The sequence below is a fragment of the Bradyrhizobium sp. CIR48 genome, from assembly GCF_014198315.1.
Classification (GTDB): domain Bacteria; phylum Pseudomonadota; class Alphaproteobacteria; order Rhizobiales; family Xanthobacteraceae; genus Bradyrhizobium.
In genome coordinates this window covers 222,633-242,195 of the sequence record NZ_JACIHG010000013.1, presented here as the reverse complement: position 1 = coordinate 242,195, position 19,563 = coordinate 222,633, and the positions used below count along the sequence as shown (strand labels likewise).

Below are 19,563 nucleotides of genomic sequence, written 5' to 3'. Positions count from 1 at the left end.
TTCGAAGGCACGCACGTGCCGTCAATCGACATCGCTACACGTCGAGCACGGCAGAGGTCATGTCAAGAAAAACAGCATCGGCGTCGCGGCCGATGCCGCGACGCGGAAAAAGAAAGTCTCTCGCAGCGCGTTTCGTTACGCCGCGCGCACGCCCGCGACGAAAGCGCTGACCTCGTTTTCGAGCGATTGCAGCTTCTGCGTCAGCCGGCCGCTCGATTGCAGCACGAGGCCTGCGGCCTGGCCGGTCGCCGCGGTCGCGTCGGTGACGCCGGAGATGTTCTGCGAGACCTGATCGGTTCCGGAGGCCGCCTCCTGCACGCTGTGGGCGATCGCCTGCGTCGCGGCGCCCTGCTCCTCGACCGCTGCGGCGATCGACGAGGAGATCTCGTTGACCTCCATGATGGTGGCGCGGATGCTCTCGATGTTGCCGACGACCTGGTTGGTCTCGGCCTGGATCGCGGTGATCTGCGCGCCGATCTCGTCGGTCGCCTTCGCGGTCTGGCTCGCCAGCGACTTCACTTCGCTCGCAACCACCGCAAAGCCCTTGCCGGCCTCGCCCGCGCGCGCCGCCTCGATCGTGGCGTTGAGCGCGAGCAGATTGGTCTGCGAGGCGATCTGGTTGATGAGGTCGATGACCTCGCCGATCTTGTGCGCGGCCGCTGCCAGCCCCTGCACGGTGTCGTTGGTGCGCTGGCCGTCGGCGGCGGCCTTGTCGGCCACCGTCGCGGCCTGTGCGACGCGCTGGCTGATCTCCGAGATCGAGGACGACAGCTGGCCGGCGGCGGAGGCCACCGTCTGCACGTTGCTCGAGGCCTGCTGGCAGGCGGAGGCGACGAAGCTCGCGCGGTCGGTCGCCTTGTCCGCGGTTTCCGACATGCCCTGCGCGGCCTGCTGCATCGCGCGCGCCTCGTTGAAGACATCGCGGACGACGGCCTGGACGCTCGCCTCGAACTTGCCGGCGAGGTCAGTCATGGCCTTGCGCTTCTCGTCGTCGGCCCTCTGCTTCAGCTCCTGCTGCTCGGCATGCATGCGGCCGACGGCCGACGCATTGTCCTTGAACACGGCCAGCGCCTTGGCGAGCGCGCCGACCTCGTTGTTGCGGTCGGTATAGGGCACCTCGAACGCGCTGTCGCCGGCGGCAAGCCGCTCGGTCAGCGCGGTGATTTTTGCCAGCGGCCGGGTCACGCTGCGGCCGATCACGAAGGACGCGCCGAGAACCAGGACCAGCACGGCCAGACAGACATAGCCGAACGTCGTCGCGGCCTGGCGGAAGACGGCGTCGACATCGTCGAGATAGATGCCGGTGCCGATGATCCAGCCCCAGGGCGCAAAGCCCTTCACATAGGAGATTTTCCCGACCGGCTGGTCGAAGCCGGGCTTCGGCCAGAGGTAGCCGTAGAAGCCCGCGCCCTGCTTCTTGACGACGTCGACGAAGCCCATGAACAGCGCGTTGCCGGCGGGATCCTTCATGCCGGACAGATCCTTGCCGTCGAGCTCGGGCTTGATCGGATGCATGACCATCTTGGGGGCCATGTCGTTGATCCAGAAATACTCGACCTTGTCGTAGCGCAGACTCTTGATCTCGGCGATCGCGGCGGCCTGGGCCTGCTCGCGCGGGAGTTTCCCCTCGCTCTCGAGCTTTTGGTAGTGGGCGAGAATGCCGTAGCCGACATCAACCATCTGCTGCGTCTTGGCCTGGCGATCGGCGACCATTTGCGTGCGCAGGGTCGACAGGGCGATCGGTGCCAGCGCGATCATGCCGAGGAGGCTGATGCCGACAATCAGGACCAGCTTGAAACTGATGCGGGAGAAAATCATCGGAGCTCACGAAATTTGGCGGGACAGACATGCCAGATTATCCCGATCCCCTTAGCAAAGCTTTAAGCATTCGGGTTCCCCAATCGGCCGCCGAAGCCCGGCGGCCGCGCACGGCTTTCGCACCCTCGCGGCGCCGCCCCCGTCTTCGAATATAAACCTCTTCAAGACTAGAAGACCTCGATATCGCCCCTGCGAGCGTTGACTTGGAGAGGGCTCCGGCAGAACGATCGATGCAGACAATCAGCGCCAGCTGTGGCGTGAGCGCAGCCAACGGCCAGAGGTTTCATGCATCAATCGACATCATCAGGGTCTCTCGACCTTCCCGCGCTCAGTGCGGCGGAACGGCTCTTCATCTGGGGATTCCGGGCCAAGGCACGCAGCGGAGGCGCCGTTCCGACCGCAGCCGATATCCAGGAGGTGTACGACCATTTCCGCGTGGGCGATGCCGTGCTCTCGCTGGAATCCATCATCGAGATCTTCGCCTGTACGGCCCATACCGCGATCGAAGTGCACTGCCCGACCTGTCCGCGCATGTCGGACAGCGAGCACGGGATTCTGCAGGCCATCGCCGCGGCCCAACAGGATCGCATCGACATCGTGCGCGAACGCTTCGAGAGCTGGCTGCCGCCGGTCGGTGCCGATTGGGCGCTGGCGCCCGTGCGGGGGCTCGCCACGATCTTCCGCATGGCAGGCCTCATCCTGCCCGACCGGCAGGTGCGATCCCTCGACCATGATCGCACCATGGCGATGAAGAGCTGGCTGGTCGGAAGCCCGACATTGCATTGACGAGATCGGTCATGCCCTCAGCTATTTGCGCCTCGGTGCCGGACGCCGGCCCATCGCGGCTCTGTCCGCTCCAGGCCGCGCTTGGAGCGCCCCCCTGCGTCGACAGCTACGATGATTTCTGCCGCGTCGCGCTGTCGCTGTTCCGCTTCATCGGGGCGGCCTACACCACCGGCGCCTCCGATTGCTGGGAAGCCGCCTATCGCTTTGCCGACGAGGCGCCTGGCATTGCCGACAGTCCGCTGCTGGTCGCGCGCGTGGCAGCGCTGGTCAGGATCCTGCGCAGCGGCCGGCCATGCGAACTGTGCTTCATGCCGCCGTCCTGCCGTCGGCTGTCGAAGGACGAGACGGAATTGATGCGATTGCTAGCGGTCGCGCGCCGCAAGCAGCCGGGCGAGCTCGAATCCATCGTCTGCGCGTTCGTCGGCTCCGGCAAGGAAGCTGCGGCGACGCGGGCGGTCAACGCGCTCGCCTTGTGCTGAGGGCTGTTGTTTGCGCATGATCTTTCCGGAAAACCGCTTCACACTTTTCCGGATCATGCGCTAGCCGCCCTTCCTGCCGAGCACGAGATCGATGGTGTGCGCGGCGATCTTGCGCAATTGCGGCTCATCGCCGAAGGCACGTTCGAGCACGGCGAGACCGCGCGTCACGGTGATGATGTGCAGCGCCGCGGCCCCGGCGTTGCCGTTGAACTCGCCGCGCTCGGCGCCTGCCGACAACGTGTCCTGAACCAGTGCTGTGATGCGCGAGATAAGGCCCGCAAAGGCCTGGCGCGCTTCTTCGTCCAATCCCTCGCCTTCCGCGGCGCCGAGCTCCATCAGGCCGCGCGTGGTCGGACATCCGCGCGGGGGCGTGCCGGAGCGAAAGTTGGTGATGGTCAGATCGAAGAAAGCGGTGAGGCGCTTCCGCAGGCTGCCCGTCCCGAGCGCCTTCTGCAGCGCGAGGAGATAATCCTCCGCATAGCATTCATAGGCCTGCAGGAACAGCGCTTCCTTGCTGCCGAAGGCGTTGTAAAGGCTGCCGCGCTGGACGCCGGCATCGCGCGCGATGTCCGACAGCGAGGTGCCGCGCACGCCCTTGCGCCAGAACTGGTCGAACGCAATGCGCAGGACATCGTCATGGTCGAATTCGCGCGGCCGCAAGCTCGGCTCCTTTGGGAAGTATTTGACACAACGTCAAGAACATGCTTTCTCGACATCGTGTCAAAAACCAATTGGAATTGATAGCCCGTTTCAACACCGGACCGAACAGCGGCGTACGCATTCGCCTTGCTGGTCGGGCCCGCATGCAAAGGGACGCGCGATGCCTCTGCTCCACATCTCGATGCGCGCCGGCAAGCCGCAAGCCTACCGGCAGGCGATTCTCGACGGCCTCTACCGCGCCATGCGCGAGGCGCTGAACGTGCCCGTGGACGACGCGTTCATGGCCATCACCGAGCATGAGCCGGCGAATTTCCGCTGCGGCAATGCCTACGGCGTCGAGCGCAGCGACGACGCGGTGCTGATCCAGATCACGGTGTTCGCCTCGCGCACTCCCGAGCAGAAGAAGGCATTGTATCGCCGGATCGCGGACCTTCTCGGCGAAAGCCCGGGCGTCCGGCCCGAGGACGTGTTCGTGAACGTGCTCGATGCCCCCAAGGAGAACTGGTCCGTCGGTCACGGGCTGGCGCAATTCGCGTGAGCTGGGCGGACCTGCCGGTGCCCTGCCGATCGAGGATTGAGGCGCCTGATACGCCCTGCGATCGGCGCGGATTGCCCTACTCGCCTGCAACGCACGCTTCCATGATCGCGTCGAGCTCGGCTTTCGACAGCACCCCGAGCTCGGCGATGAACACGATCCGCGTCCGCCGCACCCCCGGCGCGGGCGCATCGCCCGGGGCGAGCGTGGCGCGGCCGGCGGCGAATTGAAACACCATCTGGCGTCCCGGCTGCTCGACCGTCTCGAACAGGCCTTTCGCACGCGCCAGCTTCGGCGCGAGACGGCCGATGGCCTGCTGCAGGCGCGGCAGCGAGATCGGCCGGTCCGAGGTCCAGCTCATCGTCTCGAAGCGCTCTTCTGCCGGCCGTTTCGGACCCGGATCACGCGGCGCGGGCGCACGCTCGACATTCGCGGGGAACAGCAGCGCGGACGGGATTTCGCCATGCCGCGCATCGACCACCACGGCGGGAAGGCGCAAGGCGCGGATGGCCTGACGCATCCGCGCCCCCGCGCCCTCGTCCGCCAGGTCCAGCTTGGTCAAAGCCACGATATCGGCGACGCGCAATTGCGAACGCTGGAGCGCATCCTCAAACGCGGCCGGCGGTGTCGCGGCGTCGATCACGCACAGCACCGTCTCCAGCGGCGCCTCGCGCAGGATCACGGGGTCCATCAGATTGCGGACGATGTCGGCGGGATCGGCAACGCCGCTGGTCTCGATGACGATGTGTTCGGGCTTCGGATCGCGCCGCAGCAGCGTCGAGAGCGTGCGCAGCAGATCGCCTTCGAGCGAGCAGCAGATGCAGCCATTGGCGAGGCTGACCACGCCGTCGCTGGCGCCCGCGATCAGCTCCGCATCGATGTTGATGGCGCCGAAATCGTTGACGATCGCGGCGATCCGCCGCCCCTCCGCATGCGCCAGGAGATGGTTCACGACCGTGGTCTTGCCCGCCCCCAGAAAGCCCGTCACCAGGAGAATGGGGACCGGCATGGGTCAGCCCCCGACCACGGGGCGGCGCACCGGCTTACCCGGACGCGCCGCGAGGTCCAGCACGCCGTCGCTGATCAGCATCTGGCCGCTGACCACGAGATGCCGCACGCCTTCGGACGGACGGTTCATCGCCGTGAAGGTCGCGCGGTCCGAGAGTTTTTCGTAGTCGAACACGACGATGTCGGCGTCCGCGCCCTTCGTCAGCCGGCCCTTGGCGCGCATCGCCGGCGTGCTCTGCGACAGGATTTCCGCCGGGATCAGCGCGCATTTGCGCACGCCTTCGAGCAGCGACACGGTCTTGCGCTCGCGCACCCATTCGCGGATGAAGCGGGTGAAGCAGCCGGCTGAGCGCGGATGCGAGGTGGCATCGTCAGGCAGCGGCCAGGCATCGCCGGTGTAGGTCTTGCCGTCCGACGTCGTCCACGGCATCGCATCGGACGCGATCGCGCCGCCGGGATACAGCACCGACATGTCGAGCAGGTCGCGGTGATGCGAATTGTTCTCGATGTCGAGGATGTGCCAGAGCACCAGCGAGGACGGCTCCTCGGCCTGCGCCTTCAGGAGCTCCTCGCGGTCGTGGAAGCGATAGCCGTCGGTCACGCGCTGCACCGAATCGTAGCCGGTGCCGTTGCGTTCGACGAATTCGGGGTCGCTGAAGAAGGCGGCGGCCAGCACGGTCGAACCGGTGCCGTAAGGGTAGGCCTCGACCGTGATGGGCAGGCCCTGCGCCTGCGCTTTCGCGATCAGCACACGGCAACGCTCGACGTCGGTCTTGCTCGACGAGTTGAAATGGCAGATGTGCATGTGCGCGCCGGTGGCGCCGGCATAACCGATCAGGCGGATATAGGCTTCCACCGCACTCTCTGGGTCGATGCGCGACATGAAGGCGACGTGGGTGAAGGTCGGCACGTCCTTGGCGGCGGCGAGCTGGCAGACCGCGGTCAGCTCCTGCACGCCGGCGCCCGGCGCATAGGCATTGAGGATGCCGATACCGATGCCGCCTTCATCGAGACCGCGCCCGAGACGCTCGAGAATGCCGGCGACCTCCGCATCGCTCGCCACGTTGTCCATCCAGCGGCGGTCGCGCATGGCGTTGCCGAACGCCTCCAGCGAGCTCTCCGCATTGGAGCCGGTCATTGCGCCGATGCGCGCAAACGCCCAGTTGGTGGCGGCGCCGTAGTTCAGCACGCGGCCTTTTCTCGCCTGACGCTCATACCAGGACCCGACCGGCAGCACGCCGGCCTCGAGATCGAGCGTCGTCGTCACCCCGTCGAACGCCTGCATGCGGTCCGCCGGGATCGATTGGCCATGGGCGTGCAGGTCGATGAAGCCGGGGGCGACCACGAGCCCGGTCGCGTCGATCACGCGCTCGGCGCCGCCGAGGCCCGTACCGACCGCGGCGACCTTGCCGTCCACCACCGCCACGTCACCGACGGCGTCCATCCCACTCGCGGGATCTACCACCCGGCCGCCAGAGATCACCAAGCCGCTCATATTGTCACTCCCTCCACGTCGAAATCGCATCAAGGCAGATTCCGGAAGCGACGACCACCTCCACTGAAGCCGACGCATCATGCTCGCACGGAAGGTCATTTGGCAGGCAACCCGCGGACGCGCGCCCGCGTCCTCGCGGCATGGTTTGCCCGAGCTGTGCTGCTCTCCTCACCCTCTCGAAAGAAAGGGCGCAGGGAAGGCCGGGCGCCGGCTGGCACCCGTAAAGACCCCCGTGCTGAACAGATTGCACATGCAATGCACAGGGGAGACACAGGGCAGCCGAAACCAGGCCTTCCCTGCGCGATGGTCTGACGGCCAATATGCCGCGCTCTCCCGGGAGCCGAACTTTCCTTCTGGCCTCCCTCGCCCCGCGAATTGGATGATGCAGTCTGCCCGGTTGGGCTCGCTCGCATCTCCGCGAAAGGCTTGACCGTAGCAACGACGGCCAGGACCACACGGTTTTGCCGTACGCAGGCCATCCGGCTTCGCCAAGAGGCTCCGCCGGACATGGGCGCCGTTCGTCTTCGCAGGTCACGCATGCTCACGAGGTTCTCTCGCCCTGCACGCGCAAGCTCCGCCTTAACGCCGCCCGCGTCCACCGCAACTCCCAGCCCGCGCTCGAAACGACGTACGACCGCCCCTTTGGTGGGCTGGAATGGCCGACACATACGACAAATCCGAATTTCGGTAAAGTGGAATATTTTTGCGTGGAGGGGTTGACAGAACTTTGGCCTGTTTCGCTTGACGGGCGCCGATCGATCTGTGGCACGCCTCGAATGCACGGTCCCGGCTTGAGAAGCAAACGGCCGGCGAGTAACCTCCGTGGTCTCCGGTAGGCCGCCCGTGGCCGACCAAAGGAGTACGCAGATGGCAAGGAAACTCCCGCCGATTCATCCGGGAGAAATCCTACGGGAAGAATTTCTCGTTCCGCTGAAGTGACGCCCTGCGCGGTCGCGGCGGCCCTGAATGTGCCACGCACTCGGATCGAGCGCGCGAAGAAAAACCCGTCACGGCCGACACTGCGCTGCGGCTCGGAAAGTTCTTCAAGACAGGCGCCGCGTTGTGGATGAACATTCAGACCCGCTTCGACCTCGAAACGGCAGAGGACGTGCTCGCACCTCAGATCAAGAAAATTACGTCCTACGAGGCCGTGTTGAGAGTGCGCCATGACTTGAACCCGCCGCGAACCGGCTCCGCCGTCTTCTCGCCTGCATTGTCATTCAGTGAGCTAGGCGGGGCGGCGTGAGGTGGGCAAAGTTCCCAAAGGTTCCCAGTGATCGTCCGACGTCCTCTGCAACGCGACTCCCGTCGTTCCGTTTCTCGCCGCGCTTTCCTCGGCGGACTCATGTCGGCAGGAAGTGCCCTCACGCTCGGCGGATGCGCCGGCCTGGGTGCGACCGGCGCGCGCTTCGATGCGTCGTCCCTCTCCGTCGACCCGACCGTGCTCGTCACCACCACGCGCAAGCCCGTCAACGGCGCCCGTGCCAAACCCTGGTTTGGGCCGGAACGCGCGACGGCCATGACGGTCGCGCGGGCCAAGCTTGCGGCGCCGGACGAGAGCCGTCTTTCCCTCGCCTCCGTTGGACTTGGCGATTGGCGCCTTGATCGGGTCGAAGCGGTGCCGGCCGACGCTGGCGATCTTGCTGCGCAAGCCGGGACAGGAGACGTGCTGATTTATGTGCACGGCTTCAAGCAGACATTCGAGACGGCCGTGCTGGACGGCGCCCATCTCTCCGACGGGATCAAGTTCCGCGGCCGGACCATGGTGTTCTCCTGGCCCTCCAAGGCCGGCCTGTTCGACTACGCCTATGACCGCGACAGCGCGATGTGGTCGCGCGACGATTTCGAACGCGTACTCTCTGCGCTCGTGTCGGCGCCAAGCGCCGGCCGCGTGCACATCGTCGCCCACAGCATGGGAACCATGCTGACGCTCGAAAGCCTGCGGCAGCTCCACGCTCGTTACGGCGACACGGTCACGAGCAAGATCGGCGCCGTGGTGTTTGCCGCGCCTGATATCGACATGGACGTGTTCTCGTCGGCGATCCAGCGCATCGGCCCGCTGGCCGGCAAGATCACCGTGATCGCCGCGACGAACGATCGCGCACTCGCGCTGTCGGGACAGCTCGCAGGTGGCATGACGCGGGTCGGCGCGGCCGAGAAAGCGGTCATCGCGCGGCTCGGTGTGCGTGTGGTCGATGCCTCCCAGGAAGGCTGGGGCATCATCAACCACGATCTGTTCCTGTCGAATTCGGAGGTGCAGAAGGTGATCCGCCGCTCGATCGACGGCACGACGGCGTGAGAGAGAGGCTGTGCCGAGCCATGCGCGAAGCTTGCCCCTGAGTGCCAGTCTCGACCGATGGCGCTCCGCGCAGAAGAAAACCGCGAACGCTGAATTGCAGCTTGCGGATGGAAGACCTATGTTGGGTCTCTAGTCAGGCAGCCGCCCATCGTATGGCGAGAGTCTGCAGGGTCGACCTCGCGGTGGATGGTTTGCATTCCGCATCGGAGGTGATGCCATGGCCATTGCTCCCACGCTCCAGAAATACCTCGCCGCTGAGAACATCCAGTACGAGGTGATCCCGCACGAACTCAGCATGACGTCCGCTCGAACGGCCGAGGCATGCCATATCTCGGGCGACCGCCTCGCCAAGGGCATCGTGTTGCGGCGCGACGGCGGATACATGCTGGCCATCCTGCCCGCATCGCATCACCTCCGCCTGTCGGACCTGAGGACAAGCCTCGGCGACAATGTCCAAATGGCCAATGAAACCGAGGTCAATCGGCTGTTCAGCGACTGTGCACACGGTGCGGTTCCCGCCGTCGGCAAATGCTACGGATTGGAAATGATCATCGACGACAGCATCGAGGCGCAGCCAGACATCTATATGGAAGCCGGCGATCATGAGACGCTACTCCATATGGGTCACGCGCAGTTTGCGCGCCTGACGGCCAACGCACCGCACGGGCGCTTCAGCGCGCATGACTGAGGTTTTGTAGACCGCCGATTGCCGTTGCGATCTTGGGCGGGAACTCTGGCCGTGAGGTTGCCGTCATACTGTTCCGCAGGGTGGCGGCGAGAGTGTCTGCGCTTGTCTGGTCGGAGTTCGGAAGATTGGGGGTGCCGTTGCATTGCATCAACGCACTTGAAACCCACGAACGGAGGCTCGCCATGAAAGTCAAAGACGTGATGCACAAGGGTGTCGACTGGGTCAGCCCCAACACCCCAATCACCGAGATTGCCAAACTGATGCGGGCGCATGACATCGGCTGCATTCCGATTGGCGAGGATGACAAGCTGGTCGGAATGGTGACCGACCGCGATATCGTCTGCAAAGGGCTCGCGAGCCACAGCTTCGATGCCGGCCGCGCGACGGCAAGCGACGTGATGACCGAGGGCATCCATTGCTGCCGCGAGGACGATGACCTCGCCAAGGCGATGCATCACATGGAGAAGCTGCAGGTCCGCAGGCTGCCGGTGATCAACAAGAGCAAGCGGATGGTCGGCATCATCAGCCTGGGCGACGTCGGCCATTCCGCGTCCGGTGATATGCTCACCGAGACCGTCAGGAGCATTTCGGCGCATCACTGAACTTGCGGCCAGGGCTCTCTCGCGATCGCCGCTCAAACAGGCGTCGAGGGGGAGCCCGAGCCACGCGCTCGTCATGCAACCATCGCGCGGCACAGAAGCGACGGCGCGATGCGACTTACTTTGCGCCGGAGTGAATGTCAGGGCGGGTTCACTCGACCGCTTCATCAGCGTCGACGCTGCGGCGCGCAACCTATGACCAAGCGAGATCGCGCGGCCGGACCGGGCCGCCGTCGGATGGGGTCGCAGCAAAAAGTCGAGGAATATCGAGGATTTGGCGCTCCCTAGGGGAATCGAACCCCTGTTTCAGCCTTGAGAGGGCCGCGTCCTAACCGCTAGACGAAGGGAGCGTGAGGGCTAGCCAATAGCCTCGAAATTTGTCCGCCGCAAGGACCCCGAGGAGCCTTTTACGGCTCATTGGCGAATTTCAGCCGCCCGGCCGGCTTGAGCGTGTGGGCGTCGAAGGTGCGGATCTCGATGACGCCGCCGACATCCAGGCTGACCACGAGGCGGTCGCCGGCGAGGCCGGTCGAGACGATTTTGGCGCCCTTCGGCAGGATGGCGGTAACGTCACTGGCCGCCTCGGCCGCCCTTCCCTCCGACTTGAAAAGGCGGTAGCCCACCGCGATCAGCACGGCGCAGATCGCCAGCGCCGTGGTCAACCCCGCGATCAGCATCATCCGCCGCACCCGCGCGAACAGCGCGGCCTGCTCGGGGCTCGGTTCGGGAACAGCGGTATCAGTCGTCGTCATGGAAAATTTTGGCTCTGCGCAAAGGTTGGAGGTTGTCGTCGCCGGCAACGAGGGGTCGGCCCGGCTCGACCGCGTGCTGGCGGCACACCTCACCGACCTGTCGCGATCGCGGCTGAAAGCCCTGATCCTGGCGGGCGCGGTGAGCCTGAAGGCCTCCGCGGTCCGCGACCCCGCTTATCACGTCACATCCGGCGATACGATCATAATCGACGTGCCGGCGGCGGCCCCGCCGGAGCCGAAGGGGGAGGATATCGCCCTCGATATCGTGTTCGAGGACGATGACATCGTCGTCCTCAACAAGCCGAAGGGGCTGGTGGTGCACCCCGCGGCCGGCCACGAGACCGGTACGCTGGTGAACGCGCTGATCGCCCATTGCGGCTCTTCGCTGTCGGGCATCGGCGGGGTGCGCCGGCCCGGCATCGTGCACCGACTCGACAAGGACACCACAGGGCTGATGGTGGTCGCCAAGAATGACCTCGCCCATGCCTCGCTGACCGCGCAATTCGCCGACCACGGCCGCACCGGTGCGATGCGCCGCGGCTACATGGCCTTTGCCTGGGGCGTCCCGGGCCGCCATCGCGGCACCGTCGACGCCCCGATCGACCGCCATCCGCATGCGCGCGAGAAGATGGCGGTGCGCCAGGGCGGCCGCGAGGCGGTGACGCATTGGGAGATTCTGGAGAGTTTTAACGGACGCGACGGCAAGCCGATCGCGACGCTGCTCGCCTGCGAGCTCGAGACCGGGCGTACCCACCAGATCCGCGTCCACCTCGCTCATATCGGCCATCCCCTGATGGGCGATGCCGTCTATGGCCCGCATTTCAAGACCAAGGCGAACCAGCTGGCGCCCTCGTCGCAGGCGGCTCTGGCCGCGCTTGGGCGGCAGGCCCTGCATGCGTATTTGCTGGTATTGGAGCACCCGAGGACCGGAGAATTACTCCACTGGGAGGCGCCTTTGCCGGAGGATTTGCTTCTCCTCCAGAGCACCCTGAAAGCGGCGGTATGACGCAGGCCCTTTAAGAAAAGCGTTACATTACAAAAGATTATAGCTGCCACACGGGGTCGTGACGTCAGCAATCCTTCCCTTTTTGCCCCCCCATGGGGTATATTGCGGCTGCGTTGGAAATGACCAACGGAACATCGCAGCTACGGCCGGCTTTAACACAGCGGTCGTCTGCCTGGCCCGCCGCTATCGGGGGCCTGAACCTTTGGAGGGCTTCAGTATGGCCCGTACCGCTGCTTTGCCGGTCCTCAATGGAGAATCCGGCCTTTCCCGTTACCTCGCCGAGATCCGCAAGTTCCCGATGCTGGAACCCCAGCAGGAATACATGCTCGCCAAGCGTTGGCGCGAGCATGACGATCGCGACGCGGCGCACCAACTCGTCACCAGCCACCTCCGGCTCGTGGCCAAGATCGCCATGGGCTATCGCGGCTACGGCCTGCCGATCTCCGAGGTCGTCTCGGAAGGCAATGTCGGCCTGATGCAGGCGGTGAAACGTTTCGAACCCGAGAAGGGGTTCCGTCTCGCCACCTATGCGATGTGGTGGATCAAGGCGTCGATTCAAGAGTACATTCTGCGTTCCTGGTCGCTCGTGAAGATGGGCACCACCGCGAACCAGAAGAAGCTGTTCTTCAACCTGCGCAAGGCGAAGAGCAAGATCAACGCGCTGGACGAGGGCGATCTGCGCCCCGACCAGGTGAAGATCATTGCCAAGCGCCTCGGCGTCACCGATCAGGACGTGATCGACATGAACCGCCGCCTTGGTGGCGACGCGTCGCTCAACGCACCGATCCGCGACGACGGCGAAGCCGGCGAATGGCAGGACTGGCTGGTCGACAATACGCCCAACCAGGAAGCCATGCTGGCCGAGCACGAGGAGTACGACGAACGCCGTGACGCGCTGAACGGCGCCATGGGCGTGCTCAACCCGCGCGAACGCCGCATCTTCGAGGCGCGCCGCCTCGCCGATGAGCCGATGACGCTGGAAGACCTTGCTGCCGAGTTCGGCGTGTCGCGCGAGCGCGTCCGCCAGATCGAGGTCCGCGCCTTCGAGAAGGTGCAGTCCGCGGTCAAGGGCACGATCGCAAGGGCCGAACAGGCCGCGCTGGAAGCCGCGCACTAAGCGGGGCGTTGCCGCGGCAAGAGATTGGCGGATCGAGAAAGAGAAAAAGCCGGCGGCAACGCCGGCTTTTTTGTTGGGTGAGCTGCGGCAGCTTCGCGAAGCTGGCGGGGCACCTTGAACGCCTATGACGGGTCGCCCGACACATGATGGTCGGTCACATCCTCAAGAACGGACACGCACCGTGTCGATCATCCTGCAATCCACCGTCGGCGGCTTTTCCGCCCAGTTCATGCGCAAGCTGCCGCTGGTCGAGCAGGCGATGCGCGAGCATGGGCTCGAGCCGTCGGAGTTCGTGATCTCCAAGGACTATGCAGGCACGGCAACGATTCCGCTGATGGGGCCGTTCTTCTTCAGTTACAGCGTGTTCTTCGGCGAGGAGACATTCACCGTCACCGAGCCGAACGACATGGTGTTTCTGGATTACTTCTTCAAACGCGTGCTGGCGGTCGATGATCCGCCGGAATTGCCACAGCGGCCGGGATTGATGCGACGGTTCTTCGGCTGGATGGCGCAGGCGGTGTAGCCAATCCGGGCCGCCGGTCGTTCACCTCGCCCCGCTTGCGGGGAGAGGTCGAATTTGCGCGAAGCGCGAATTCGGGTGAGGGGGTCTCTCCGCGAGTCCAACTCTCACCGTCCCCGTGGAGAATCCCCTCACCCCAACCCTCTCCCCGCAAGCGGGGCGAGGGAGCGCACCTCCTACTCCCCCCACATCCTCGCCAGCGTGGCGAGCCAGCAGCCTTCGCAATAGCGCGCGTCCTTGTAGTCGATCCAGTTGTGGGCATAGACGCGGTCGAGCGGGATGTCGTAGCGCGCGCGCAGGACCTGAACGAGCACGCGCCACGCCGCGACCTGCGCGTCGGTCGGACCGGTCGTCACATCAGGATAGTTGCCGGCGAACTCGACGCCGATCGAATTGTCGCGCACGACCTGGCGATAGGTCGCGCTGTTGTCGATATATTTGCTGTCGTTGCGATTGGCGCCGTCGCCATGGGTCGGCACCAGGTTTTCCGCGACCGCCCAATAGACCGTGCCGTCGGTCTCCACCCACACGGTGACGCCGCGCCGCGTCGGGGTCTTCGCTTGCGCTTGCGCACCGCCGCGCGCCGAGCCCGCCGGTCCTTCGGTCTGGTGCACGATGATGTTGCGCCAGGGGTTTGCGTTCCGGACGTCACCCCAGGGCGCCAGCCAGACCAGCTTCAGGCCGGGAATGTCAGGCGTGCCGGAGGCGCGTGCGAGCTTTGCGAGCTCGGCATCTTCGGCAGCGGCGGGGACGATCAGAAAGAAAGCGGCCAGAACGGCCGCGAGCAGGCGAGCGATCATCATGCGGGTCCAACGGTGACCGCAACCTAGCATGGCCTCAGGCGAAATGGCGCGCGGTCTCGCCCCGGCCGATCGGCTCAGGCGACAGCGGCGGCGACGGATCGTAGACGGCAAAATCGTTCTTGCCGTTCTTCTTGGCGGCATAGAGGGCGTGGTCGGCATTGGCCATCAGGCGATCCGGGAATTCGCCGATGCCGCGATCCCACTGCGCGACGCCGATCGAGATCGCGATCGGGATCTCGCTGCCGGTGCAGGCCTCGGCATCCTGACGGCAGACCTCGAGCACGCGGCGGGCGATCGCGGCGGCCTCGCGCAAGGACGAGGACGGCAGCACGACGCAGAACTCGTCGCCTCCGGTGCGGGCCAGCATGTCGCCGGGCCGAAGCCGCGTCTGCGCCATCAGTGTGAAGTGCTGCAGGCAGGCATCGCCGGCGGCATGGCCGTGGGTGTCGTTGATGGTCTTGAAGCCGTCGAGATCGATCACCAGCAGCGAGAACGGCGCACCGCTGCGCTCCGAGCGGGCGCATTCCTCGGTCAGGCGCTGCAGCAGATGCCGCCGGTTGGCGACGCCGGTGAGATCGTCGAGCAGCGCGAGGTCGGCGACCTCGCCCCGCAGCCGGTCCATCGCCATCAGCAGGAAGCCGAAATTGAGCGTCATCGACAGGAACAGCAGCCCCAGCACCATCACGGCATGGGTCTGGCCGCCGGCCTTCGCCGACAGATCGTGGCCGAGCAGATTGCCGATCGTGCGGGCAATGAGGATCGCGATGATGGTGAGGATGACGATGCCGGACAGCCGTGCGCCCGGGCTGACGCGCCCTTCCGGCGGCGACAGCAGCAGACGCAGCGCCAGCATCAGCGGCAGGGCTTGACCGAGCGTGTAGCTGAGCATCCGCAGCTGCATGTGCTCGAAGCCGACCATGAAGACCACGACGCCGGCAAGGCTCAAGCCTCCCGTCGCCGTCATCAGGCGCCATGAGACCGGCCGGCCATAGAAGCGCTGAATGCCCATCGCGGCGAGGCAGCTCGCGGCGATGACACCGGCCGCGCCGAGCAGAAGCGGGAGGGGAGACGCCACGAACAGGCGCACCAGCGCCGTCATCGCCCCGATCGCGCCGACAAAGGACGATGCCATCCAGAACCGCGCGGCGGCGAATTTCGGATAGGAGCGCGTCACGTAGGCCCAGATCACGCCGAGCGCCAGGAAGTTGACGACGAAGACGGTCCAGAGCGTCGGTACGTTCAGCATGACGCGTGCGGCATGCGCAGCGTCGCGCCCCCCGTCCCTGGCAGCCGTCCGTCCATGACCCATCCCCGTTTTCTTGCGGAGAAGAATGCGGCCTTCGCGCTTAATGGAGTCTCACCGCGTTCCGGCAAAACGCGCCTTTGGTTTTGGATTCATGAACGGCGCCGCTCCGTTGTCGGATCGTTAGGGATGTCGGCGGCGACGCCGCTTCGACGCCGCGATGCGGATTCGCGCACCAAAATCACCCGAAAATGCATCTGAGCTGTGGATAACGCGATGACACGGATGTGACAGCGCGGGGCAGGAAGGCGCGAATCTGCTGAGTTTGTCGTCGAGGATGTTGCGAGGCTGGCCCTCCGCCGAGCATCCCTCGTGTCGCGTTCCACCATTAACCCTTAAGAGGATCCTATGGCTAAGAAAGCGAAGAAGGCGACGAAGAAGAAGGCGAAGAAGGCCAAGAAGGCGAAGAAGAAGTAACGAGGCTTGTTCTTTGCCCGGGTGGAGCTTGCTCCGCCCGGGCGTCGGGTAAGTTTGAAGGTGGCGGGCGCGAGGCCCGCTTTTTTATTGGGTGGTGTTGAGAACGCTGCCCCTCCTGGACGCCGCATCAAGAACGTGGATGCCCGGGACAAGCCCGGGCATGACGAACCTTTCAAAAGGTGAAGGAGAAACTACCTCTCCGCAAAGGCCAGCTTGGCGCCGAGCGCGGCGAAACCGGCGGCGAAGCTGCGGCGCAGCCAGGCCATGATGCGCGGGCGGGAGATGACGTGCTCGCGCACCGAGGCGGCGCAGAGGCCGTAGACCACGAACACCGCAAGGGTCATCGCCATGAAGGCGCCGCTCAATTCCAGCATGCGCGCCAGCACATGGGCTTCGTCCGCCGCGATGAACTGCGGCAGGAAGGCGAGGAAGAAGATCGACAGTTTTGGATTGAGGATGTTGATCAGAAAGCCGGTGACGATAACGCGGCCGACCGAACGCTCGCGGATCTCGCCCTCGACCGCCAGCGCACCTTGCTCGCGTAGCGCCTGCCAGGACATGTAGAGCAGATAGAGCACCCCGCCCCATTTCAGCGCGGCAAAGGCGAGCGCGCTGGTGTGGAGCACGGCGGCGAGCCCGAGCATGGCCGCCATCATGTGCGGCACGATCCCGAGCGTGCAGCCGAAGGCGGCCGCGAGGCTGGCACGCGAGCCGCGCGTCAGCGCCGCAGCCAGGGTGTAGAGCACGCCGGTGCCGGGCGAGGCGACGACGATGAGCGAGGTGAGCAGGAAGGACCAGGACATGGGCCGACCTTATCAACCCGCCTCGCGGCGGGAAAGTCAGGTCTCGGGCCTTCAGTCTCTGACCGTCACCCTGAGGTGCTCGCCCGCTTGGGCGAGCCTCGAAGGGCGACGGCCCGGCTGCGTCTCGGCCGTGCATCCTTCGAGGCTTCCCATCGGGCGCTTTGCGCCCGATGCCTCGCACCTCAGGATGACGGATTTGATAGCGAAACCTTCGCTTCAAGCCAGCTGCGCGAGCTCGGCTTCGCGCAGCACGTCGAGCGGCGCCCAGGGTTTGGCCCAGAACTTTGCGCCGTCGGGCAAGGGCTGCATCAGGGGGCGGCCGGAGGTGACGACGACGTCGAGCTTGGGATTGCGGTCCTTGGCGACGTGCGCGAGCTCGACGCCGTTCATGCGCCCCGCGAGCTGGACGTCGGTCATCATCAGGCAGAGCGCGCCGGCGCTCTTGTCGAGGACGCGCTCGGCGGCCTCGGCGCTTTCGCACTGGATGACGTGGTAGCCGCTCTCCTCCAGCAGCAGGCTCAGCATCTCCCGCTGCATGACGTCGTCTTCAACGATCAGCGCAGTTGCACGAAATGGCTGTGCCTGTCCCATCAGCGTCTCCCAATGATCGCTTGCGTAACGTATGTTAAGGAGCCAAGGCGCCTGCGGTTCAGTTCCATTCTGAAAAAATGTAAATCATGGTTCCGCGCGCAGGGACTTGACGGGGGGATTCATGACCACGATTCGCGGCGCCGCCGCCATCACGGGAGCCGCCAGCGGCATCGGCCGGGCGCTGGCGATCGAGCTTGCACAGCGCGGCTGCGATCTTGCGCTGGCCGATCGCGACGAGGCCGGGCTGAAGACGCTCGCGGCCGAGATCGGCGCGGGACGCAAGGTCAGCGTGCACCGCGTCGACGTCGGCGAACCCGACGACATCGCGCAGTTCGCGAACGAAGCGACCTCCTCCCATCCCGCGCTCGGCATCGTCGTCAACAATGCCGGCGTCGCGCTGATGGGCTCGTTCGAGGAGATCGACCAGGCGCAGATGGACTGGCTGTTCGACATCAATTTCTGGGGCGTGGTGCACGGCACGCGCGCCTTCCTGCCGCATCTGAAGACGCTGGCAGAGGCGCACATCGTCAACCTCTCCTCGATCTTCGGCATCATCGCGCCGCCGGGGCAATCGGCCTATGCGGCGGCCAAGTTCGCGGTGCGCGGCTTCTCCGAGAGCGTGCGGCACGAGCTTTCGGTGGCGGGCAGCCCGGTCAGGCTCTCGGTCGTGCATCCCGGCGGCGTCGCTACCGCCATCGCGCGCAACTCCCGCACCGGGGTCGGCGTCACCGACAATGCCCGCCGCGCGCAATCGATCGAGCGGTTCGAGACCGCGGCAAGGACCACGCCGAAGGACGCCGCGCTGCGCATCATCAGGGGTATCGAGAAGAACGAGCCCCGCATCCTGATCGGCAACGACGCCCGCTTCATGGACCTGTTGCAGCGGTTTCGGCCGGCAACGTATTGGGCGCCGCTGCAGCGGCGGCTGGAGAAGATGGCGAAGGGAACGTGAATTCGTAGGGTGGGCAAAGCGTAGCGTGCCCATGATCTCTTTGCCGCCGACAGAAGTCGTGGGCACGCTACGCTTTGCCCACCCTACGAGACTGAGTATGTGGTCACTGTCCCGCAAGGCGATCGGCGAAATACCCGATGGTCTTGCGATACACCACCGCCCTGTTCCACTCGCGCATCGCCTCGAAATTGGCGGTGCCTTCGCCATAGGGCTGGCCCATCTTGAAGCCGCTGGTGTGGAGCAAATTCGCGGTCGAGGCGAGCACGTCGGGGACGCTGTGACGGAGGTCGACATGGCCGTCACCGTCGAAATCGACGCCGTATTTGATGTAGGACGACGGCAGGAACTGGGTCTGGCCGATCTCGCCGGCGAAGGCGCCAATCAGGTCGCGCAGCGGCAGGTCGCCGCGCTGCACGATCTTCAGCGCAGCGAGCAGCTCGCCCTGGAACAGGTCGGTGCGGCGGCAATCATGCGCGAGGGTTGCCAGCGTGCGGACCACCGGCATCTTGCCGATGTCGCCCTTGCCGAAATCGCTCTCCAGCCCCCAGATCGCGACCAGGATATAGCGGGGCACGCCGAACTGCTGCTCGATGCGCGAGAGCAGCGCGGCGTGGCGCTGCAAGAGGGCACGACCGCCATTGATGCGGCCGGGGCCGACGCGGGTCGAGACATACTGCTCAAAGCTCTTGTTGAAGGTGTGGCGCTGGCGCCGGTCGAAGGCAAGCACCGCGCCATCGGGGGTGACGCCGCTGAGCGCCGCGTTGGTCACGCTTGCCGAGACGCCGGCTGCTTGCGCTTCCTGGGCCATGGTGGCGACGAAACTGTTGAAGTCCCCGCCGCAGCGCGCGGCCTGCGCCCCGCCGGCCAGACAAATGACGGACGCGGCGGCGAGAAGCAGTCTCAGCATGTGGAGCAATCCCCTTAAAAATCTC

The 19,563-nt window shown here is 65.4% G+C and carries 21 protein-coding genes and 1 tRNA gene; 11 read left to right on the top strand and 11 right to left on the bottom strand.

Features of this window, described 5'->3' with window-relative positions:
• Positions 1–135 precede the first annotated feature (135 nt).
• Entirely contained in the window at positions 136–1,818 is a 1,683-nt protein-coding gene (locus tag GGD66_RS34125) for a methyl-accepting chemotaxis protein (protein ID WP_092260679.1), read from the bottom strand.
• A gap of 285 nt (positions 1,819–2,103) precedes the next feature.
• On the opposite strand from GGD66_RS34125, the gene GGD66_RS34120 reads away from it, so the two are divergent.
• Entirely contained in the window at positions 2,104–2,604 is a 501-nt protein-coding gene (locus tag GGD66_RS34120) for a hypothetical protein (RefSeq protein WP_183261029.1), read from the top strand.
• A gap of 11 nt (positions 2,605–2,615) precedes the next feature.
• Entirely contained in the window at positions 2,616–3,083 is a 468-nt protein-coding gene (locus tag GGD66_RS34115; RefSeq protein WP_183261027.1) for a hypothetical protein, read from the top strand.
• Positions 3,084–3,143: 60 nt separating this feature from the next.
• On the opposite strand, the gene GGD66_RS34110 is transcribed toward GGD66_RS34115, so the two are convergent.
• Positions 3,144–3,743, bottom strand: a complete 600-nt coding sequence (locus GGD66_RS34110) for a TetR/AcrR family transcriptional regulator (RefSeq protein ID WP_183261025.1) — start codon at positions 3,741–3,743, stop codon at positions 3,144–3,146.
• 160 nt (positions 3,744–3,903) lie between these two features.
• Between GGD66_RS34110 and GGD66_RS34105 the strand changes: the two genes are divergently transcribed.
• Entirely contained in the window at positions 3,904–4,281 is a 378-nt protein-coding gene (locus tag GGD66_RS34105) for a tautomerase family protein (RefSeq protein WP_018317276.1), read from the top strand.
• A gap of 76 nt (positions 4,282–4,357) precedes the next feature.
• On the opposite strand, the gene GGD66_RS34100 is transcribed toward GGD66_RS34105, so the two are convergent.
• Both GGD66_RS34100 and GGD66_RS34095 read right to left on the bottom strand, forming a co-directional pair.
• Positions 4,358–5,287: a GTP-binding protein gene (locus tag GGD66_RS34100; RefSeq protein ID WP_183261023.1), complete on the bottom strand. Its 930-nt coding sequence runs from the start codon at positions 5,285–5,287 to the stop codon at positions 4,358–4,360.
• Positions 5,288–5,290: 3 nt separating this feature from the next.
• On the bottom strand, positions 5,291–6,781 hold the full coding sequence (locus GGD66_RS34095) for an amidohydrolase family protein (RefSeq protein WP_183261021.1): 1,491 nt from the start codon (positions 6,779–6,781) through the stop codon (positions 5,291–5,293).
• A 1,066-nt stretch (positions 6,782–7,847) separates the two neighbouring features.
• Here GGD66_RS34095 and GGD66_RS42295 point away from each other — a divergent pair.
• From GGD66_RS42295 to GGD66_RS34075, 4 genes are all read left to right on the top strand, one after another.
• Entirely contained in the window at positions 7,848–8,027 is a 180-nt protein-coding gene (locus GGD66_RS42295) for a hypothetical protein (protein WP_312014214.1), read from the top strand.
• A gap of 99 nt (positions 8,028–8,126) precedes the next feature.
• On the top strand, positions 8,127–9,080 hold the full coding sequence (locus GGD66_RS34085) for an alpha/beta hydrolase (protein WP_210321766.1): 954 nt from the start codon (positions 8,127–8,129) through the stop codon (positions 9,078–9,080).
• Positions 9,081–9,297: 217 nt separating this feature from the next.
• Positions 9,298–9,768: an aminoacyl-tRNA deacylase gene (locus GGD66_RS34080; protein ID WP_026201821.1), complete on the top strand. Its 471-nt coding sequence runs from the start codon at positions 9,298–9,300 to the stop codon at positions 9,766–9,768.
• Between the two features lie 182 nt (positions 9,769–9,950).
• Entirely contained in the window at positions 9,951–10,370 is a 420-nt protein-coding gene (locus GGD66_RS34075; RefSeq protein WP_018317283.1) for a CBS domain-containing protein, read from the top strand.
• A gap of 272 nt (positions 10,371–10,642) precedes the next feature.
• Here the strand turns inward: GGD66_RS34075 and GGD66_RS34070 are convergent.
• Together GGD66_RS34070 and GGD66_RS34065 are read right to left on the bottom strand one after the other, a co-directional pair.
• Positions 10,643–10,717 (bottom strand) — tRNA-Glu (locus GGD66_RS34070).
• 57 nt (positions 10,718–10,774) lie between these two features.
• Positions 10,775–11,119: a hypothetical protein gene (locus GGD66_RS34065; RefSeq protein ID WP_028140457.1), complete on the bottom strand. Its 345-nt coding sequence runs from the start codon at positions 11,117–11,119 to the stop codon at positions 10,775–10,777.
• On the opposite strand from GGD66_RS34065, the gene GGD66_RS34060 reads away from it, so the two are divergent.
• From GGD66_RS34060 to GGD66_RS34050, 3 genes are all read left to right on the top strand, one after another.
• Positions 11,118–12,125, top strand: a complete 1,008-nt coding sequence (locus GGD66_RS34060) for an RluA family pseudouridine synthase (protein WP_183261017.1) — start codon at positions 11,118–11,120, stop codon at positions 12,123–12,125. The genes GGD66_RS34065 and GGD66_RS34060 overlap by 2 nt on opposite strands.
• Positions 12,126–12,342: 217 nt before the next feature.
• Positions 12,343–13,242: an RNA polymerase sigma factor RpoH gene (rpoH, locus tag GGD66_RS34055; protein ID WP_018318222.1), complete on the top strand. Its 900-nt coding sequence runs from the start codon at positions 12,343–12,345 to the stop codon at positions 13,240–13,242.
• 181 nt (positions 13,243–13,423) lie between these two features.
• Positions 13,424–13,765: a hypothetical protein gene (locus GGD66_RS34050; protein WP_183261015.1), complete on the top strand. Its 342-nt coding sequence runs from the start codon at positions 13,424–13,426 to the stop codon at positions 13,763–13,765.
• A gap of 173 nt (positions 13,766–13,938) precedes the next feature.
• On the opposite strand, the gene GGD66_RS34045 is transcribed toward GGD66_RS34050, so the two are convergent.
• The 4 genes from GGD66_RS34045 to GGD66_RS34030 form a co-directional block, all read right to left on the bottom strand.
• Positions 13,939–14,565 (bottom strand): peptidoglycan recognition family protein, encoded by a 627-nt coding sequence (locus GGD66_RS34045; protein ID WP_183261013.1) that lies wholly within the window; start codon positions 14,563–14,565, stop codon positions 13,939–13,941.
• A 34-nt stretch (positions 14,566–14,599) separates the two neighbouring features.
• Positions 14,600–15,811, bottom strand: a complete 1,212-nt coding sequence (locus tag GGD66_RS34040) for a GGDEF domain-containing protein (protein ID WP_026201983.1) — start codon at positions 15,809–15,811, stop codon at positions 14,600–14,602.
• 665 nt (positions 15,812–16,476) lie between these two features.
• Entirely contained in the window at positions 16,477–17,088 is a 612-nt protein-coding gene (locus GGD66_RS34035; RefSeq protein WP_028140463.1) for a LysE family translocator, read from the bottom strand.
• Positions 17,089–17,304: 216 nt separating this feature from the next.
• Positions 17,305–17,679 (bottom strand): response regulator, encoded by a 375-nt coding sequence (locus GGD66_RS34030; RefSeq protein ID WP_092260653.1) that lies wholly within the window; start codon positions 17,677–17,679, stop codon positions 17,305–17,307.
• 121 nt (positions 17,680–17,800) lie between these two features.
• Here GGD66_RS34030 and GGD66_RS34025 point away from each other — a divergent pair, with 121 nt between their 5' ends.
• Entirely contained in the window at positions 17,801–18,631 is an 831-nt protein-coding gene (locus GGD66_RS34025; RefSeq protein WP_183261010.1) for an SDR family oxidoreductase, read from the top strand.
• Between the two features lie 103 nt (positions 18,632–18,734).
• Here the strand turns inward: GGD66_RS34025 and GGD66_RS34020 are convergent, their stop codons facing one another.
• Positions 18,735–19,538 (bottom strand): lytic murein transglycosylase, encoded by an 804-nt coding sequence (locus tag GGD66_RS34020; protein WP_092260649.1) that lies wholly within the window; start codon positions 19,536–19,538, stop codon positions 18,735–18,737.
• Positions 19,539–19,563 lie beyond the last annotated feature (25 nt).

What these genes read in the sequence shown, in the direction of transcription:
- GGD66_RS34125 (WP_092260679.1), bottom strand. Translation starts at nt 1,818, where the DNA reads ATGATTTTCTCCCGCATCAGTTTCAAGCTGGTCCTGATTGTCGGCATC.
- GGD66_RS34120 (WP_183261029.1), top strand. Translation starts at nt 2,104, where the DNA reads ATGCATCAATCGACATCATCAGGGTCTCTCGACCTTCCCGCGCTCAGT.
- GGD66_RS34115 (WP_183261027.1), top strand. Translation starts at nt 2,616, where the DNA reads ATGCCCTCAGCTATTTGCGCCTCGGTGCCGGACGCCGGCCCATCGCGG.
- GGD66_RS34105 (WP_018317276.1), top strand. Translation starts at nt 3,904, where the DNA reads ATGCCTCTGCTCCACATCTCGATGCGCGCCGGCAAGCCGCAAGCCTAC.
- GGD66_RS34100 (WP_183261023.1), bottom strand. Translation starts at nt 5,287, where the DNA reads ATGCCGGTCCCCATTCTCCTGGTGACGGGCTTTCTGGGGGCGGGCAAG.
- GGD66_RS34095 (WP_183261021.1), bottom strand. Translation starts at nt 6,781, where the DNA reads ATGAGCGGCTTGGTGATCTCTGGCGGCCGGGTGGTAGATCCCGCGAGT.
- GGD66_RS42295 (WP_312014214.1), top strand. Translation starts at nt 7,848, where the DNA reads ATGAACATTCAGACCCGCTTCGACCTCGAAACGGCAGAGGACGTGCTC.
- GGD66_RS34085 (WP_210321766.1), top strand. Translation starts at nt 8,127, where the DNA reads ATGTCGGCAGGAAGTGCCCTCACGCTCGGCGGATGCGCCGGCCTGGGT.
- GGD66_RS34080 (WP_026201821.1), top strand. Translation starts at nt 9,298, where the DNA reads ATGGCCATTGCTCCCACGCTCCAGAAATACCTCGCCGCTGAGAACATC.
- GGD66_RS34075 (WP_018317283.1), top strand. Translation starts at nt 9,951, where the DNA reads ATGAAAGTCAAAGACGTGATGCACAAGGGTGTCGACTGGGTCAGCCCC.
- GGD66_RS34060 (WP_183261017.1), top strand. Translation starts at nt 11,118, where the DNA reads ATGGAAAATTTTGGCTCTGCGCAAAGGTTGGAGGTTGTCGTCGCCGGC.
- GGD66_RS34065 (WP_028140457.1), bottom strand. Translation starts at nt 11,119, where the DNA reads ATGACGACGACTGATACCGCTGTTCCCGAACCGAGCCCCGAGCAGGCC.
- rpoH (WP_018318222.1), top strand. Translation starts at nt 12,343, where the DNA reads ATGGCCCGTACCGCTGCTTTGCCGGTCCTCAATGGAGAATCCGGCCTT.
- GGD66_RS34045 (WP_183261013.1), bottom strand. Translation starts at nt 14,565, where the DNA reads ATGATGATCGCTCGCCTGCTCGCGGCCGTTCTGGCCGCTTTCTTTCTG.
- GGD66_RS34040 (WP_026201983.1), bottom strand. Translation starts at nt 15,811, where the DNA reads ATGCTGAACGTACCGACGCTCTGGACCGTCTTCGTCGTCAACTTCCTG.
- GGD66_RS34035 (WP_028140463.1), bottom strand. Translation starts at nt 17,088, where the DNA reads ATGTCCTGGTCCTTCCTGCTCACCTCGCTCATCGTCGTCGCCTCGCCC.
- GGD66_RS34030 (WP_092260653.1), bottom strand. Translation starts at nt 17,679, where the DNA reads ATGGGACAGGCACAGCCATTTCGTGCAACTGCGCTGATCGTTGAAGAC.
- GGD66_RS34025 (WP_183261010.1), top strand. Translation starts at nt 17,801, where the DNA reads ATGACCACGATTCGCGGCGCCGCCGCCATCACGGGAGCCGCCAGCGGC.
- GGD66_RS34020 (WP_092260649.1), bottom strand. Translation starts at nt 19,538, where the DNA reads ATGCTGAGACTGCTTCTCGCCGCCGCGTCCGTCATTTGTCTGGCCGGC.